The sequence below is a fragment of the Lysobacterales bacterium genome, from assembly GCA_016703225.1.
GTDB lineage: Bacteria > Pseudomonadota > Gammaproteobacteria > Xanthomonadales > Ahniellaceae > JADKHK01.
Map to the genome: position 1 here is coordinate 1,251,971 of JADJCM010000001.1, position 13,379 is coordinate 1,265,349.

Sequence of the window (13,379 nt, forward strand, 5' to 3'; positions counted from 1 at the left end):
CGCGCGGTGCTGCAGCGCCGCCTCGCCCTCGGCTTTGCACTCGCGCTGGTTGGCGCCTGCCTCGCAAACGGCGCCTCGCTCTACCTGCGCCGCATCGGCGTCGTCGATCCTGATTTCCATCGGGCCTATTTGGCTGCCTATTGTGACCCGGCGGCAGCGCTGCCTTGCCGATGCATGGACTTCGAAAGGGCCGCTCGGCTCGACTCGCCGCCGTCTCGCGAGTCGCTCGGTCAGGTTCGCCCCGCCGAGCACGCGCTGCGCATGCTCAAGGACGGGCTGTTCGCTGCCTTCGTCCTGATTTCGCTGTTGCTGGTCCGGCGTGATCCAGGCGCGCGCGCCACGCTGCGCACCAGCGGGCCGCTGCCCTGGTTCGCCCTGTCGCTCCTGGTTGCGGCGGCGATTGCCGTGTTCGACCATGGCGCCTTGCTGGCACTGATCGGCCTGCGTCCGTTTGCTTTCCTGGCGGTCGCCGCCATCGGCTTGTGGATGGCGGCGCAGATGAAGCAGGTGGCCGCGCTGTTGCCCTGGTTGCTTGCCATCGAGGTGTTGTTGGTTGGCGTCGAGTATCTGCATGGCCTGCCCATGCGCCGGTGCCCACATTCGTTCCGTGCGGTTGGCAGTTTCGTGCTGCCGAATTCGCTGGGCATGGCGAGTGCGGTGCTGGTGGCGTTCTGGGCTACGCAGGCCGAGTCGACTCGAGCCTGGCCGGCGGTGCTGCTGCTGGCCGTGGCGCTGACGCTCGCCAGCGGTTCGGCCACTGCGGCCTTTGCGCTGCTGGCGCTGGCGGCACTGCGGTTGTGGCGCCGTCCGGGCACCTCGCGCATCCTGGTTGCCGGCGGCGCCGTCGCCGCCGCACTGCTGTTCGCAGCGCTGTTGCCAGGCTGGATGTCGCGCCCGGATCTGTACGATTCGGTGTTTGCACAAGGCGGACGATGGCAGACCCTGCTCGCGGTCTTGCAGCAGGCTTCGCCGCGCGAATGGCTGTTCGGTCACGGACTCGGGGTCGGCAGCAATCTTGCGAACAATCTGCTGTCCACGCCGCCGTCGCCGATACGTCTCGAACCGTGGCAGCGCTTCCATGCCGATGCGACACCGACGGCGTTGTTCGTGCAACTCGGCTTGCCCGGTGCACTGCTGTTCTACGGCCTCCTGGCCTGGGCGACCCGGCAAGATGCACGCTCGCGACCGTTCTACCTGGTGTTGATTCTGGTCAGCCTCACGGTGAACATTGCCGAGCTGTTCCCGGTCAACTTTCTGCTCGGTCTCGCACTCGCACATTCGCTCGAGATCGCGAGGAAACCCGCCGGCAGCGTCCGGACATGAGGGCTTTGGTGGAGCAGCGCCCGCTGGATAGCCGCGCCCCGGTGCCTTGGCTGATCGGCGCGCGTCTGCTGAACATGCTGGTCGTGCTGGCAGCGATTCCGGTGCTGATCCACGCCCTCGGTCGGGACGGTTTCGCCTTGTGGGCGCTGCTGCTGGCAGCGAGCGCGGTGTTTTCGGTACTCGAGTTCGGAATGGCTCCGACCTATGTGCGTCATGCCGCACTCGCCCTGCACGAACGCGGCGGCGCCGGGACACGCGCGCTGCTGGGCAGAGTGCTCGCAATCGTAGTCACGGTGTTTGCCTTGGCCGCGGCTCCGTTGTTGTGGTTCTCCGCCGGGCTGACCGCGCTGTTGCAGCTACCAGCCACCGCGTCACTGTCAGCATCGCGTTTGTTGCCGGCGATCTACCTGTGCGTGCTGCTGCGCGCGGTGCTGCAGTTCGGTGCACACAGTTTCAATGCCGCGCGTCGCTTCCGCGCACTGGCGCTGAGCGCGTTTGCGCAGTCCTCGTTCTCCAATCTCGCTGCTGCGCTGGCCGCATACTCGACGGGTCGACTCGACCTGAGTCTGATCGCCTTCTGGACCGCCCAGCTGGCCGTGGTCGGATGCGGATTCTTGTTGGCGTTGCGGTCGCTTCCGACCGCGGCCGCAACCGATGCCGCCCACGCCGTGTCATGGCGCAGCCTGGTCACGCACGGCCTGAAGGTGCAGATCGACGACTGGACCCAGGTCGTCACCTTCCAGTTCGACAAGTTCCTGATAGCGGCGATGCTCGGGCTGCCGGCGCTCACTCCCTACGAGATCGCCAACCGCTGCGTGCAGGCCCTGCGCAGCATTCCCTCCAGCGGGCTCGATGCGTTCCTGGCCTACGCGGTGATCGGTCGCGCCGGTCATGGCGACTCCTGGTCGCGTTATCTCGACGCGACGCGCACGGCAGTGCTGACGAGTCTGGTGTTTCTCATGGCGCCGATGGTGGTGGCGCCGCTGTTCTTGTTCGCATGGACGGGCGAGGTTGGCCTGCAGGCACGATGGGTGTTTCTGGCGCTGGCGATCGCGGCTGCAATGAACGTGCTGGCACTGCCGGCCGCGTCGCTGGTGCAGGCCGGTGATCGCCCCGGGCTGCAGGCGCGGTCCGCCGTTCTTGCGATGCTGCTCAACTTGCTGTTGAGTTGCGCCTTGATCCAGGTCTGGGGTGCGACGGGCGCGGCCATTGGCACTGCCGTGGCCGCCTGCGCTGGGGCGGCGCTTCTCATCAGTGCCGCGCACGACCACTGCGGGCAGTCGCTGGCTTCGACCCTGACGATGGTTCTTCGTTACTGGCCCTTGGCCGCGGTCTGCCTGTTGTGTGCGTGGCTGTTCCAATCTGGATTCGCATACTGGCTGTCCGTGCAGGGTGCGGAAGTACGTGAAGCGCGTGCGCTGCGCTGGTCGGCGGCTGCGTGGTCTCTGCTGGGCTATGTGGTGTGCGTGGTTGCGATGCTGTCCCTGCAGTTGCGACGGGACGCATCACTGCGTGGGCAGTGGCGCCGATGGAGATCGGCGCGGAAGCAGCCCCATGAGCAACCGTCGCGACGATGACTGAAGTCTTTGATCGGAGGCGTATCGCCGCACTCCTGAGAGACTCCGGAGACACGGCGATTCCTGCCACCGTTGAGGGGCTGGAGCGTTGCATGGAGGCTGCGGCCGAAGAGGGAGTCGCAGCGCTGTTGGCCCAGCGTTGGTCGGTGTCGCCGTCGCTTGCACATCCGCTCCGGTTGGCACTTCAGAGACACCTGCGGCAGGCGGCACTGGATGAGTTGGCGCGTGACGCGTTCGAACGCACGATACTCAGGCAACTGGCTGCCGCCGGGATCGTCTGCGTCGTCCTGAAGGGCGCGGCCCTGGCGCGCTGGCTGTATCCACAGCCGTTCCAGCGGCCTCGCGCCGACCTCGACCTGCTGTTTTCTCGGCGGGAGGAGCTTGCTGCCGCCGAAACGGCGCTGGCGCGGGTAGGCTTTCGCTGGAATGGCGTTCTGACCAATGGACCGAGCTTCGAGCGCGTGTTGATCGGCAATCTCGCCGGGCAGGAACACCATGTCGACGCGCACTGGCGGCTGGCCAATCACCCGGTCTTCGCCGACTCCTTCGATTTTGCAGAGCTGCTGCGCGCCAGCCAGCCGTTGGCTTCGTTGGCAGGTTCGCCAGCGCTCGGCAAGGTGCACGCGCTCGCGCATGCCTGTCTGCACCGCGTGAACAACCTGCTCGATGGGCGAGGCGATCGACTGATCTGGCTGTACGACATCGCGCTGCTGACGCGCAGTCTCGATCCGCAGGGATGGTCGGCGCTGTGCGCCCTCGCAAAGGCGAAGCAGATCGCCGGTCCGTGCGCGGACGGACTGTCCGCGAGCAGTGAGTTTCTCCATGCGCCGGTCTCGTGGGCCGTGTTGGAGGCGTTGCGGACGAGCGCAAACGCCGAGGATTTCGATATGCGGTTTGCCAGCCGCCGCTGGTATTTCGAAGCACAGCTCTTGGCCCGGCTGCGTTGGTGGCAACGGCCGCGGCAACTTGCACAGAAGTTCTTTCCAGGACGCGCCTACATGTATCAGCGCTATGGTTTGCAGCGCGGTACCGAGTTGCCTGCCGCGTACCTGCGGCGCTGGATGGACGCCGGACGCCAACTACTTGGCTTCTTGCGCCGAGGCAGTTGAGGTTCGGGCCAAAGCCGTCATGCGTTCGGGTTCAGGATGCCGGATGAGCATGAGCGACGACTGGCGCGCGTGACCAAGCGCCTTTCCGCCGCCACGCGATGTCGACCGATGTTGTGGGTGTTGCCGAACATGATCGACACTGAGCGATGGCCGCTTCCGCGGATGCTAGCCGGGCGTCGGTACGTGCTGCAGCGGCGACCAGTCGGAAGGCGAAACGTCCGATAACGGTGCGCCTGACAGCGCCACCCAGGCATGCGCTTCCAGACCACCGCCATCCTTGCGCACGCCGATCTGCAGCTGCGGATCGAGGCCGCAGCGGCGCAGCCAGGCGTAGACCAGCAGCGATTGGCGCAGACAGCTGGCGGTAACGAGGCCATGGCGACCGGCGATGGTGGCGAGTTCGGCGAGGCGGGTGGCGGCGGCGAGATCGGATTTGCTGGCCGAGTGCGGGTTGGCGTGGCGGCTGCAGCGCTCGAGCCAGCGCCGCGTGCGCACGTAGCCGAACATCGCGAGTGCTGCGTGCACACCGGCCAGCGCGGGCACCAGGGCGATGAACTGCACGCGCTCGCGCGGCGACAGCTTCAGCCAGCCGCGCAGGCGCCCGGCCATGTCAGCCGAGCTTGATCAGGCCGGCATCACGCAGCTGGGCCGCGAGCGCGAGCAGATCGTGATGGAGCTGGTCCGGGGTGACGTCGAATTCGGCGAGCATGGCGTCGTGGATGGACTGCAACGTGGCGCCGTCGCCGATCAGCTGCCAGATGCGGGTGCCGACCGGGTCGAGCCCGAAATACTGTTCGCTGGCGAGATCGAGCAGCACGGCCTCGCCACCGACCTCCTGGAACAGGACATCGTCGGAACGGCGCGCGGTCTGGCCGAGTGTGAGCGGTGCAACGGTCATGTCGGGCATGATAGCCGACAGCTTCCGATGCGTTGAACCGCCTGCCGATGCCCGCCGCCCATCCCGAGATCGCCTTTCTGCTGCGTGACTTGCGCCCGTATCGGCGCTGGCTGCTGGCCGGCGTCGCGATCGCGCTGGCCGAGAGTGCGGTGGCCTTGAGCCTGCCGTGGTTCGCCGGGCAGATTGCGGCGTCGCTGTTGCAGGGACACATCGTCGAACGTCTGCTGCTGCTGTGGATCGGCGTGCTGGCGGTGCATACCGCACTGACCATCCTGAATGCACGAGTGCTGGCGGCGTTTGCGACGCGTTATGCCGCTGCGCTCGGCGTGCGCGTATACGACCAGCTGCAGGCGCTGCCACTGGCATGGCACCAGGCGCGCAAGCGCGGCGAGGTGTTGAGCCTGCTCGGCAGCGACGTGTGGCGCGTCAGCAGTTTTGTGTCTGGCACGCTGCCGGCGCTGCTGCCGATGCTGCTCACCTGCGCCGGTGCGCTGGCGATGTTGCTGTGGATCGAACCGCGGCTCGGCCTGGTGGTGGCGGCGGCAGTGCCGGTGTATGTGCTGGCACTGAAGATCAGCGGTCGCCGTCTGCGGCCACTGGTCGATGTGTACTACCGCGAAGACGCCGCCAAGTTTGCGATCGCCGAGCAGAACCTGTCGCTGCTGCCGCTGATCAAGGCATTCACGCGCGAGCCCGACGAGTCCGCGCGTTATGCATTGCAGAGCGAACGCGTGCGCGAACACGAACTGCATCAGCAGGCGCTTGAGTCGGCGCTGACGCCGGTGATGCGCTGGCTGACGGCGACCGCGGTGATCGCCCTGCTGTGGCTCGGTGGCCGCGGCATCGCTGCCGGCACGCTGACGCCACCGGAACTGGTCAGCCTGCTGCTGTATGGGCTGCTTATGACGCAGCCGGTGTCGCAACTGGCCGGCGTGTGGGGACGGCTGCAGGCGACACGTGCCGCATCGCGACGCTTGATCGACGTGTTCGCCGAGTCACCTGAACCGACGGATGGCGGACGCGACGTGACGTCGGTGCGTGGCGAGATCGCGTTCGAGTCGGTGGCGTTTGCGTATCCCGGTCGGCCACCCGTGTTCGCCGAGCTGTCCTTGCAGATCCGTGCCGGTGAAACGGTGGCGATCACCGGACGCAATGGCGCCGGCAAGAGCACACTGGCACACCTGCTGATGCGTTTCGCCGACCCGGCGGCCGGTCGCATTACGCTCGATGGCATCGACCTGCGCGAGCTGGCGCTCGCGAACTTGCGCGGGCACATCGGCCTGGTCAGCCAGCACGTGCTGCTGATGAACGACACGGTGGCGCACAACATCGGCTACGGCCGCGTCGACGCGGATCGCGCGTCGATCGAACGCGCCGCGCGATCGGCGCATGCGCACAACTTCATCGAACGCCTGCCGCAGGGTTATGACACCGTGATCGGCGACGAGGGCGTGCGCCTGTCCGGCGGGCAGCGCCAGCGCATTGCGCTGGCACGCGCGCTGCTGAAGGATCCGGCGGTGCTGGTGCTGGACGAGGCCACGGCCATGTTCGATCCCGACGGCGAGCGCGATTTCCTGGCCGAGTGCCACGCTGTGTTGCGTCATCGCACCGTGCTGCTGATCACCCATCGGCCGGCGAGCCTGGCGCTCGCCGACCGCGTGTTGAAGCTGGAGGACGGCACGTTGCGCGCCGTGTGATCAGTCGTCGTCGCGGACGATGCGTTCCAGTTGGCCGCGCGAGGAGCGGCTGCCGCCGTCGTCAGAAGATGAAGACGACGAGCTGCTGCTGCGGCTCGGAGGATCGTAACTCGGTGCCGAGCGCGGCTCGCTGCGCTGCGGTCGCTCGTAGCTGGGTTCGCTGCGCTGGAACGCCGGCTCACTGCGCTGCGGACGCTCGTAGCTGGGTTCGCTGCGCTGGAACGCCGGCTCGCTGCGTTGCGCGCGTTCATAACTCGGTTCGCTGCGCGGCGCGGCCTGATAGACCGGCTGGCTACGCTCGATCGACCGCGAGTAGCTGCGCTCGGCCGGTGCGCTCGGCTGGTACACCTCGCGCTGTTCGATGTTGCGGCTGCGATAGGCCTCGCGGGTGCGCGACTCGTATTGCGGCTGCGGCGTGCTCGGCATGCCCGTACTGCGCCCGCCGCGGTAATAGCGGTCTTCGCTGACGCTGGTCGAGTCGGAGGGTTCCATCTCGCGCTCGTCATGGATGCGGCTGCGCTCGCTGGCGCGATCGTAGCTGCGCGTATTCGGAGCCGGGGCGACGTAGCCATCGTTGCGCGGGACCTCACGCTGGTAACCGCGCTGCGTGCGTGGCTGCGTGCCATTGTCCGGGTAGGACGAAGCGCGGCCGCGGCTATCGACACCGTTGCTGCCGCGGCCGTAGGGGTCACGTGTCGGAGCGCCGGCGGCATCCTGTCCGATGAAGCCGCGGTAGTTGCGACCGTCCGCGCCGTAGGGCTGGATGTCGTTCCAGTCGCGCGTGCCGCGCTCGAACGGCAGGGTGCCGCCGCGCGAATGCAGCTGGCGCGCCTGCAGCGGATCGACGATCGAACCGGGCTGCGCCGAGGCGCCGTAATAGGTCTGCGCCGCACCGCGGGCACCGGTGACGCGCGCCAGGTACTGCGCTTCGTTGCGCGCGCTGCCATAGCGCGGCAGGTAGTGATTGCCGTAGTAGCGCTGGCGACTGGCGGCGCGGTCGCGACCATAGTCCCACCAGTCGTAGTAGTGGTCGGCATGGCTGTACCGATACGGCGAGTAGGCCTGGTAATACGGCCAGCTGTGCCAGCCGACGTTCAGCCCGAAGTAGGTGCGCGGGAAGAAGGCGACACCGTAGTAGAAGCCGGGGCTCCAATAGGGGTCGTAGTAGTGGCGGTAGGTCGGCCACAGCACCGAGTAGTAGCTGTTGTAGACGAAGTAGTCCGGGGAACCCCAGTTGGCGCGGCCGTAGCCGGCGCTACCGTAGCGGTAACTGACGTCGTAGTCGTTGTAGTAGACCCGATTGCCGTAGCGGTCGTAGTAGTAACGGGCGCCGCGGTAACGATCATCGTAGCGATCGTCGTAATAGCCATCGCGGTCGTGATACGCGTAGTCGTCGTAGGTCACGCAGCCACCGAGCAGGCTGGAAACGGCGATCAGGGCAAGGGCGGCAAGACGTTTCATGGCAATCCCCGTGATGTGCGCGGTGAGTGTGGCGCAACGGGGTGAATTCATCCTGAACTTTTCCGGGGCTGGCCAACGCCGTTCAGCGCCGCGTGCGCTTGCCGGCGCGCGCCGTCGGCGCCAGCATCGCGTCCTCGCTGTTCGAAGGCGCCGTGGTCATGACCTTGAAGCTTGCTCCCGACTGGCAGACGAGCCAGTGGTTCAACTCGCCGCCACTGCGGCTGGATGCGCTACGCGGCCGCGTGGTCGTGCTCGAGGTGTTCCAGATGCTGTGCCCGGGCTGCGTCTCGCATGCGCTGCCGCAGGCGCTCGAAATCGCGCAGACGTTCCGGCCCGAGGAGGTTGCCGTGGTCGGCCTGCACAGCGTGTTCGAGCATCACGAAGCGATGACGCCGGTCGCACTCGCCGCCTTCCTGCAAGAGTACCGAATCAGCTTCCCGGTCGGCATCGACCAGGCGGTCGCCGGTTCGCCGATCCCGGCAACGATGCAGGCGTATGCGATGCAAGGCACGCCGACCACGATCCTGATCGACCGCGCCGGCCGCCTGCGCCTGCAGCATTTCGGGCGACTGCGCGACCTCGCCATCGGCGCGCAGGTCGCGGCCCTGGTGGGCGAAGCGCCGCTGACTGCCAACGCGTCTGGCAGTACCCCAGGCGCCGGGTGCGACGAGCACGGCTGCCCGCTGCCGGGCTGACGCGTCGTCGCGCCGCCGCCATACTGGCGCGATGGAACTCTCGCCCGTGATCGCCGCGCTGCGGCCGAAACTGCTAGCCGCACTCGCCTCGATGCATCTGCCGCAGGATGAACTGCACGTCGGTCGTTGGCTCGGTTACCTCGAACTGCTGCTGAAGTGGAACCAGGCCTACAACCTGACCGCGATTCGCGACCCGGCCGAGATGCTGACGCGGCATCTGCTCGATTCGCTGGCGATGGCGCCGCTGTGGACCGAAGCCGAGTTGGCCGACATGGGCGCCGGCGCCGGCCTGCCCGGGCTGCCGCTGGCGATCCTGCATCCCGAGCGGCGGGTGGTGCTGATCGAGTCGAACGGCAAGAAGACGCGCTTCATGCGCGAAGTGAAGCGCTCGCTCGGGCTGGACCAGGTCGAGGTAGTCGAAGCCCGCGCCGAGGCGTATCGCCCACCCGCCCCGCTCGCCGCCGCCACCGCGCGGGCGGTCGCGCCGATCTCCGAACTCGCCGGCTGGTGCCACGACTGGCTTGCCCCCGGCGGCCGCCTGCTGGCCATGAAGGGCCCGGGATACGCCGAGGAATTGGCGGCCCTTCCGCCTGGCTACCGCCTTGTCGCCGTGCATCCGCTGACTGTGCCCGGGCTGGATGGGGAACGGGTGTTGGTGGAGTTGCGGCGGGTCTGAACCCTCCCGGGGCGTTGCCCCGGGCTCCTGTTCTGTTCGTGGCGCGCCTTTGGCGCTCGCATGCGTGGGTCGCGACCCACGGGTCACGCCTGCAGGTATCATGCCCGGCCTTGCGCCCTGCGGCGCGCCCGACCTGTCCCGTCCATGACCCGCATCATCGCTGTCGCAAACCAGAAGGGTGGCGTCGGCAAGACCACGACGAGTGTCAACCTCGCCGCTGCGCTGGCCGAAGCGCGGCGCAAGGTGTTGTTGATCGATCTGGATCCGCAGGGCAATGCGACGATGGCGAGCGGCGTCGACAAGGCCACGGCCAAGCCGAACGGTTGTGAGGTCTTGCTGGAGGAAGTGCCGCTCGAGGCCGCGCTGGTGGCGACGACCGGCGGTTTCGACCTGTTGCCCGGCAGTGCCGACCTGACCGCGGCCGAAGTGCGCATGATGGACGAGATCGCGCGCGAGACCCGCCTGCGCAGCCTGCTCGAACCGATCCGCGATCGCTATCACTTCGTGCTGATCGACTGCCCGCCTTCGCTGAACCTGCTGACGTTGAACGCGCTCACCGCCGCCGACGGCGTGCTGGTGCCGATGCAGTGCGAGTATTTCGCGCTCGAAGGCCTGACCGCACTGCTGAACACGATCAAGGCGGTGAAGACGCGGCTGAATCCGAAGCTCGAGCTCGAGGGCATCCTGCGCACCATGTTCGACCTGCGCAACAACCTCGGCAACGATGTCTCGAACCAGCTGGTGAAGCATTTCGGCGACAAGGTGTTCCGCACCGTGGTGCCGCGCAACGTGCGCCTGGCGGAAGCGCCGTCGCATGGCCTGCCGATCTCGATGTACGACCGCGAGTCGCGCGGCGCCATCGCCTATCTCGGCCTGGCCGGGGAAATGCTGCGCCACGAGCGCACTGCCAAGCCGGCGGCAGCCGGCACGACGAACTGACGGAGTCCGCATGGCGACCAAGAAACTGCGCGGCCTCGGCCGCGGCCTCGACGCCCTGCTCGGCATCGACACCAGCGGCGGCGATGCGAACGAGAACGCAGGGGGCGGCGAGCTGCGCCAGCTTCCCGCCAACCAGTTGCAACCGGGTCGCTACCAGCCGCGCACCGGCATGGACCCGGAGCGCCTGACCGAACTCGCCGAGTCGATCAAGGCCCAGGGCGTGATCCAGCCGATCGTGGTGCGTGCGATCGGCCGCGACCGCTACGAGATCATCGCTGGCGAGCGCCGCTGGCGCGCAGCGCAACAAGCCGGCCTGGCCGACGTGCCGGCGGTCGTGCGGGAAGTGCCGGACCAGGCCGCGATCGCGATGGCGCTGATCGAGAACATCCAGCGCGAGGACCTGAATCCGCTCGAGGAAGCCGGAGCGCTCAAGCGCCTGATCGACGAGTTCACGCTCACCCACCAGCAGGCCGCGGAAGCGGTCGGCCGTTCGCGTGCAGCGGTGAGCAACCTGCTGCGCCTGCTCGAGCTGCCGGAAGCCGTGCGCACCCTGCTCGAGAAGCACCGACTCGAGATGGGCCACGCGCGTGCGCTGATCACCCTCGCTCCAGCGCGCGCCACCGCCCTCGCCTTGGCCGCGGCTGACGGCGGCTGGAGCGTGCGCGAACTCGAAGAACGCGTGCGCAACGAGCAGGCCGCGAAGACCGCAGGCAAGCCCGAAGGCAAGAAGAAGCCCGGTGGCGCCGACCCCAACATTTCCCGCCTCGAACAGGACCTGTCCGAGAAGCTGGCCACCCGCGTCAGCATCCAGCACGCACGCAATGGCCGCGGCAAGCTGGTCATCGCCTACCACTCGCTGGACGAACTCGACGGCATCCTCGAACGCATCCGCTGAGCACGGCGGCGCATTCGGTGAAAGAATTCGGCCCCTGAGCGGGTCTTGGGGGCATGGTGAGCAAACAGTCCCAGTTCGATGCCTTGGTGCGCGCGACCAGCGCCGACCTGTATCGCTTCGCGTTCTGGCTGTGCGGCAACGAGGCCCTGGCGCAGGACCTCACCCAGGAGACCTATCTGCGCGCCTGGCGTTCGCTCGACAACCTGCGCGAGACCGCCGCCGCAAAGGCCTGGCTGATCACCATCCTGCGCCGCGAGCATGCGCGTTTGTACGAGCGCAAGACGCCGGCATTCGAGCCGATCGACGCGGTGCAGTTGCCGGAGTCCGAGCTGCCGTCGCCCGATCAGCTCGGCGACGATGCACTGGTACGCCGCGCGATGGCGAAACTCGATGCGAAGTATCGCGAGCCGCTGCTGATGCAGGTCCTCGGCGGTTTCAGCTGCGAGGAAATCGCAGCCGAGCTCGGCGTCTCGCCGGGAGCGGTAATGACCCAGGTGTTCCGCGCCCGCCAGAAGTTGAAGGCGGCCCTGGGCGGCTATGGCGAGGAGGCCAAGGTCTATGAACTGCCTTGAGTTCCGCCGCGCCATCGGCACCGATCCGCGCAATCTCGACGAGACTGCTGACGCGCATCGCGTGCAGTGCGCGCGCTGCAGCGACGCGCTACAGCGCGCGCTCGGCTTTGAGCGCACGCTTTCCGCCGCATTCGCGGTGCCGGTGCCGGAAGGGCTTGCCGACCGGCTGCTGCTGGCCCAGATCACCGCCACCCGCCACGAACCTGCGCGCCCGCGCTGGCGAAACTGGTCGTTGGCCGCCGCGCTGCTGTTGAGCATCGGCCTCGGCGCGGCCTTTGCCTGGCGCTGGATCGGCCTGAACGCACCGATGTCGGACCTCGCGATCGCCCATCTCGCGCACGAGCCGGTCGCGCTCTCCTCGCGCGCAATCGTCGCCGAGGATGATGTCCGCGCCCTGTTCGCGGCGCTTGGTGCACCGCTGCGCCACGCTCCGGGAACCGTTCACTATCTGATGAATTGTCCGCTCGGCCACCATCGCGTGGCGCACCTGGTGCTTCAGCGCGAACACGGGCCGGTCACCGCGCTCTATGTGCCACGCGTGCATGAGCCACGGCAGGACTTCAACCGAGCCGGCGTGCGTGGTCGTGAACTTCCGGTAGCGGATGGCACGCTAATCCTGCTTGCCGCCAGCGACCGCGAGTTCGACGCCATCGGCGCCGAGTTTCAGTACGCGTTCGGCGCTGGCGACAGCGGTGCGGTGGGCGCGCCTTGATCGGTTTCGGGGTGGCGGGCGCGCCGGCCATCGGCTAGCGTCTGCAGCCTTGGCGCCGCACCCGCGGTGCCGTCGCACAGGTCGTCCGCGTGTCCACACCCGATCTCTCCGTCGTCGTCCCGGTATTCAACGAGCGCGACAACGTCCCGACCCTGGTTGACGAAATCGTCAACGCGCTGCGCGGGCGCATCGCCTTCGAGATCGTCTACGTCGACGACCACAGCCGCGACGATACCTTGGCCGTGCTGACCTCGCTGCTGGCGCGGGTACCGGAGCTGCGCGTGCTGCATCACGTCACGCAAAGCGGTCAGAGCACCGCGGTGCGCAACGGTGTCAAGGCGGCGCGCGGCGGCTGGATCGCCACCCTCGACGGTGATGGCCAGAACGATCCGGCCGACATCCCGAAGCTGCTCGAGGCGCGCACCGCAGCGGATGCGCAGACCAAGCTCTTCGCCGGCTGGCGCGTGCAGCGGCGCGATACCGGCAGCAAGCGTCTCGCCTCGAAGCTGGCGAATGCACTGCGCAGCCGCCTGCTCCGCGACGCCACGCCCGACACCGGCTGCGGCATCAAGCTGTTCGAACGCGAGGCGTTTCTGGATCTGCCCTACTTCGACCACATGCACCGCTACCTGCCGGCGCTGATGCAGCGCGCGGGCTGGAACACGCAGAGCGTGCCGGTGAACCATCGCCCGCGCAGCGCCGGCGTCTCCAAGTACAACAACCTCCAGCGCGCCCTGGTCGGCATCGCCGACCTGCGTGGCGTGGCCTGGTTGATCCGGCGCGCGAAGCGCAGCGTCGTAGAAGAAATTTCCAACGGCTGAGCCG

14 protein-coding genes are annotated in these 13,379 nt (G+C 67.7%); 11 read left to right on the forward strand and 3 right to left on the reverse strand.

Annotation, left to right across the window (positions count from 1 at the left end; translation table 11 throughout):
• The first annotated feature begins 6 nt into the window (after nt 1-6).
• The 3 genes from IPG63_05405 to IPG63_05415 all read left to right on the forward strand — a co-directional run bounded on the left by IPG63_05405 (nt 7) and on the right by IPG63_05415 (nt 4,009).
• A complete protein-coding gene (locus IPG63_05405) occupies nt 7-1,323 on the forward strand; it encodes a hypothetical protein (protein ID MBK6726688.1) in 1,317 nt (438 codons plus the stop codon).
• Nucleotides 1,320-2,900 carry a polysaccharide biosynthesis C-terminal domain-containing protein gene (locus IPG63_05410; protein ID MBK6726689.1) on the forward strand — a complete coding sequence of 527 codons (1,581 nt, stop codon included), beginning with the start codon at nt 1,320-1,322 and terminating at the stop codon, nt 2,898-2,900. Before IPG63_05405 ends, IPG63_05410 begins: the two co-directional genes overlap by 4 nt.
• Before the next feature lie 92 nt (nt 2,901-2,992).
• Nucleotides 2,993-4,009, forward strand: coding sequence for a nucleotidyltransferase family protein (locus IPG63_05415; protein MBK6726690.1), 1,017 nt, complete (start codon nt 2,993-2,995; stop codon nt 4,007-4,009).
• 165 nt (nt 4,010-4,174) lie between these two features.
• On the opposite strand, the gene IPG63_05420 is transcribed toward IPG63_05415, so the two are convergent.
• Both IPG63_05420 and IPG63_05425 read right to left on the reverse strand, forming a co-directional pair.
• Complete coding sequence (locus tag IPG63_05420) at nt 4,175-4,618, reverse strand: lasso peptide biosynthesis B2 protein (protein MBK6726691.1); 444 nt, start codon at nt 4,616-4,618, stop codon at nt 4,175-4,177.
• A 1-nt stretch (nt 4,619) separates the two neighbouring features.
• Nucleotides 4,620-4,907: a PqqD family protein gene (locus IPG63_05425; protein MBK6726692.1), complete on the reverse strand. Its 288-nt coding sequence runs from the start codon at nt 4,905-4,907 to the stop codon at nt 4,620-4,622.
• Between the two features lie 47 nt (nt 4,908-4,954).
• Between IPG63_05425 and IPG63_05430 the strand changes: the two genes are divergently transcribed.
• Nucleotides 4,955-6,604 carry an ABC transporter ATP-binding protein gene (locus IPG63_05430; protein ID MBK6726693.1) on the forward strand — a complete coding sequence of 550 codons (1,650 nt, stop codon included), beginning with the start codon at nt 4,955-4,957 and terminating at the stop codon, nt 6,602-6,604.
• On the opposite strand, the gene IPG63_05435 is transcribed toward IPG63_05430, so the two are convergent.
• Nucleotides 6,605-8,065: a hypothetical protein gene (locus IPG63_05435; GenBank protein MBK6726694.1), complete on the reverse strand. Its 1,461-nt coding sequence runs from the start codon at nt 8,063-8,065 to the stop codon at nt 6,605-6,607.
• Between the two features lie 158 nt (nt 8,066-8,223).
• Here IPG63_05435 and IPG63_05440 point away from each other — a divergent pair, with 158 nt between their 5' ends.
• The 7 genes from IPG63_05440 to IPG63_05470 all read left to right on the forward strand — a co-directional run bounded on the left by IPG63_05440 (nt 8,224) and on the right by IPG63_05470 (nt 13,375).
• Nucleotides 8,224-8,760: a TlpA family protein disulfide reductase gene (locus IPG63_05440; GenBank protein MBK6726695.1), complete on the forward strand. Its 537-nt coding sequence runs from the start codon at nt 8,224-8,226 to the stop codon at nt 8,758-8,760.
• A 31-nt stretch (nt 8,761-8,791) separates the two neighbouring features.
• Nucleotides 8,792-9,436, forward strand: a complete 645-nt coding sequence (rsmG, locus tag IPG63_05445) for a 16S rRNA (guanine(527)-N(7))-methyltransferase RsmG (protein ID MBK6726696.1) — start codon at nt 8,792-8,794, stop codon at nt 9,434-9,436.
• Nucleotides 9,437-9,580: 144 nt separating this feature from the next.
• Nucleotides 9,581-10,375: a ParA family protein gene (locus IPG63_05450; protein MBK6726697.1), complete on the forward strand. Its 795-nt coding sequence runs from the start codon at nt 9,581-9,583 to the stop codon at nt 10,373-10,375.
• Between the two features lie 10 nt (nt 10,376-10,385).
• On the forward strand, nt 10,386-11,270 hold the full coding sequence (locus IPG63_05455) for a ParB/RepB/Spo0J family partition protein (GenBank protein MBK6726698.1): 885 nt from the start codon (nt 10,386-10,388) through the stop codon (nt 11,268-11,270).
• Nucleotides 11,271-11,323: 53 nt separating this feature from the next.
• Entirely contained in the window at nt 11,324-11,842 is a 519-nt protein-coding gene (locus IPG63_05460) for a sigma-70 family RNA polymerase sigma factor (protein ID MBK6726699.1), read from the forward strand.
• A complete protein-coding gene (locus IPG63_05465) occupies nt 11,829-12,554 on the forward strand; it encodes a DUF3379 family protein (protein ID MBK6726700.1) in 726 nt (241 codons plus the stop codon). The genes IPG63_05460 and IPG63_05465 overlap by 14 nt, the downstream gene beginning before the upstream one ends.
• Before the next feature lie 89 nt (nt 12,555-12,643).
• Nucleotides 12,644-13,375, forward strand: coding sequence for a glycosyltransferase family 2 protein (locus tag IPG63_05470; GenBank protein ID MBK6726701.1), 732 nt, complete (start codon nt 12,644-12,646; stop codon nt 13,373-13,375).
• Nucleotides 13,376-13,379: the final 4 nt, after the last annotated feature.

Excerpts from the sequence above, each read along its gene's own strand:
- IPG63_05430 (MBK6726693.1), top strand. The coding sequence starts at position 4,955 with ATGCCCGCCGCCCATCCCGAGATCGCCTTTCTGCTGCGTGACTTGCGC.
- IPG63_05450 (MBK6726697.1), top strand. The coding sequence starts at position 9,581 with ATGACCCGCATCATCGCTGTCGCAAACCAGAAGGGTGGCGTCGGCAAG.
- IPG63_05465 (MBK6726700.1), top strand. The coding sequence starts at position 11,829 with ATGAACTGCCTTGAGTTCCGCCGCGCCATCGGCACCGATCCGCGCAAT.
- IPG63_05440 (MBK6726695.1), top strand. The coding sequence starts at position 8,224 with ATGACCTTGAAGCTTGCTCCCGACTGGCAGACGAGCCAGTGGTTCAAC.
- rsmG (MBK6726696.1), top strand. The coding sequence starts at position 8,792 with ATGGAACTCTCGCCCGTGATCGCCGCGCTGCGGCCGAAACTGCTAGCC.
- IPG63_05425 (MBK6726692.1), bottom strand. The coding sequence starts at position 4,907 with ATGACCGTTGCACCGCTCACACTCGGCCAGACCGCGCGCCGTTCCGAC.
- IPG63_05460 (MBK6726699.1), top strand. The coding sequence starts at position 11,324 with ATGGTGAGCAAACAGTCCCAGTTCGATGCCTTGGTGCGCGCGACCAGC.
- IPG63_05415 (MBK6726690.1), top strand. The coding sequence starts at position 2,993 with ATGGAGGCTGCGGCCGAAGAGGGAGTCGCAGCGCTGTTGGCCCAGCGT.
- IPG63_05410 (MBK6726689.1), top strand. The coding sequence starts at position 1,320 with ATGAGGGCTTTGGTGGAGCAGCGCCCGCTGGATAGCCGCGCCCCGGTG.
- IPG63_05455 (MBK6726698.1), top strand. The coding sequence starts at position 10,386 with ATGGCGACCAAGAAACTGCGCGGCCTCGGCCGCGGCCTCGACGCCCTG.
- IPG63_05435 (MBK6726694.1), bottom strand. The coding sequence starts at position 8,065 with ATGAAACGTCTTGCCGCCCTTGCCCTGATCGCCGTTTCCAGCCTGCTC.
- IPG63_05420 (MBK6726691.1), bottom strand. The coding sequence starts at position 4,618 with ATGGCCGGGCGCCTGCGCGGCTGGCTGAAGCTGTCGCCGCGCGAGCGC.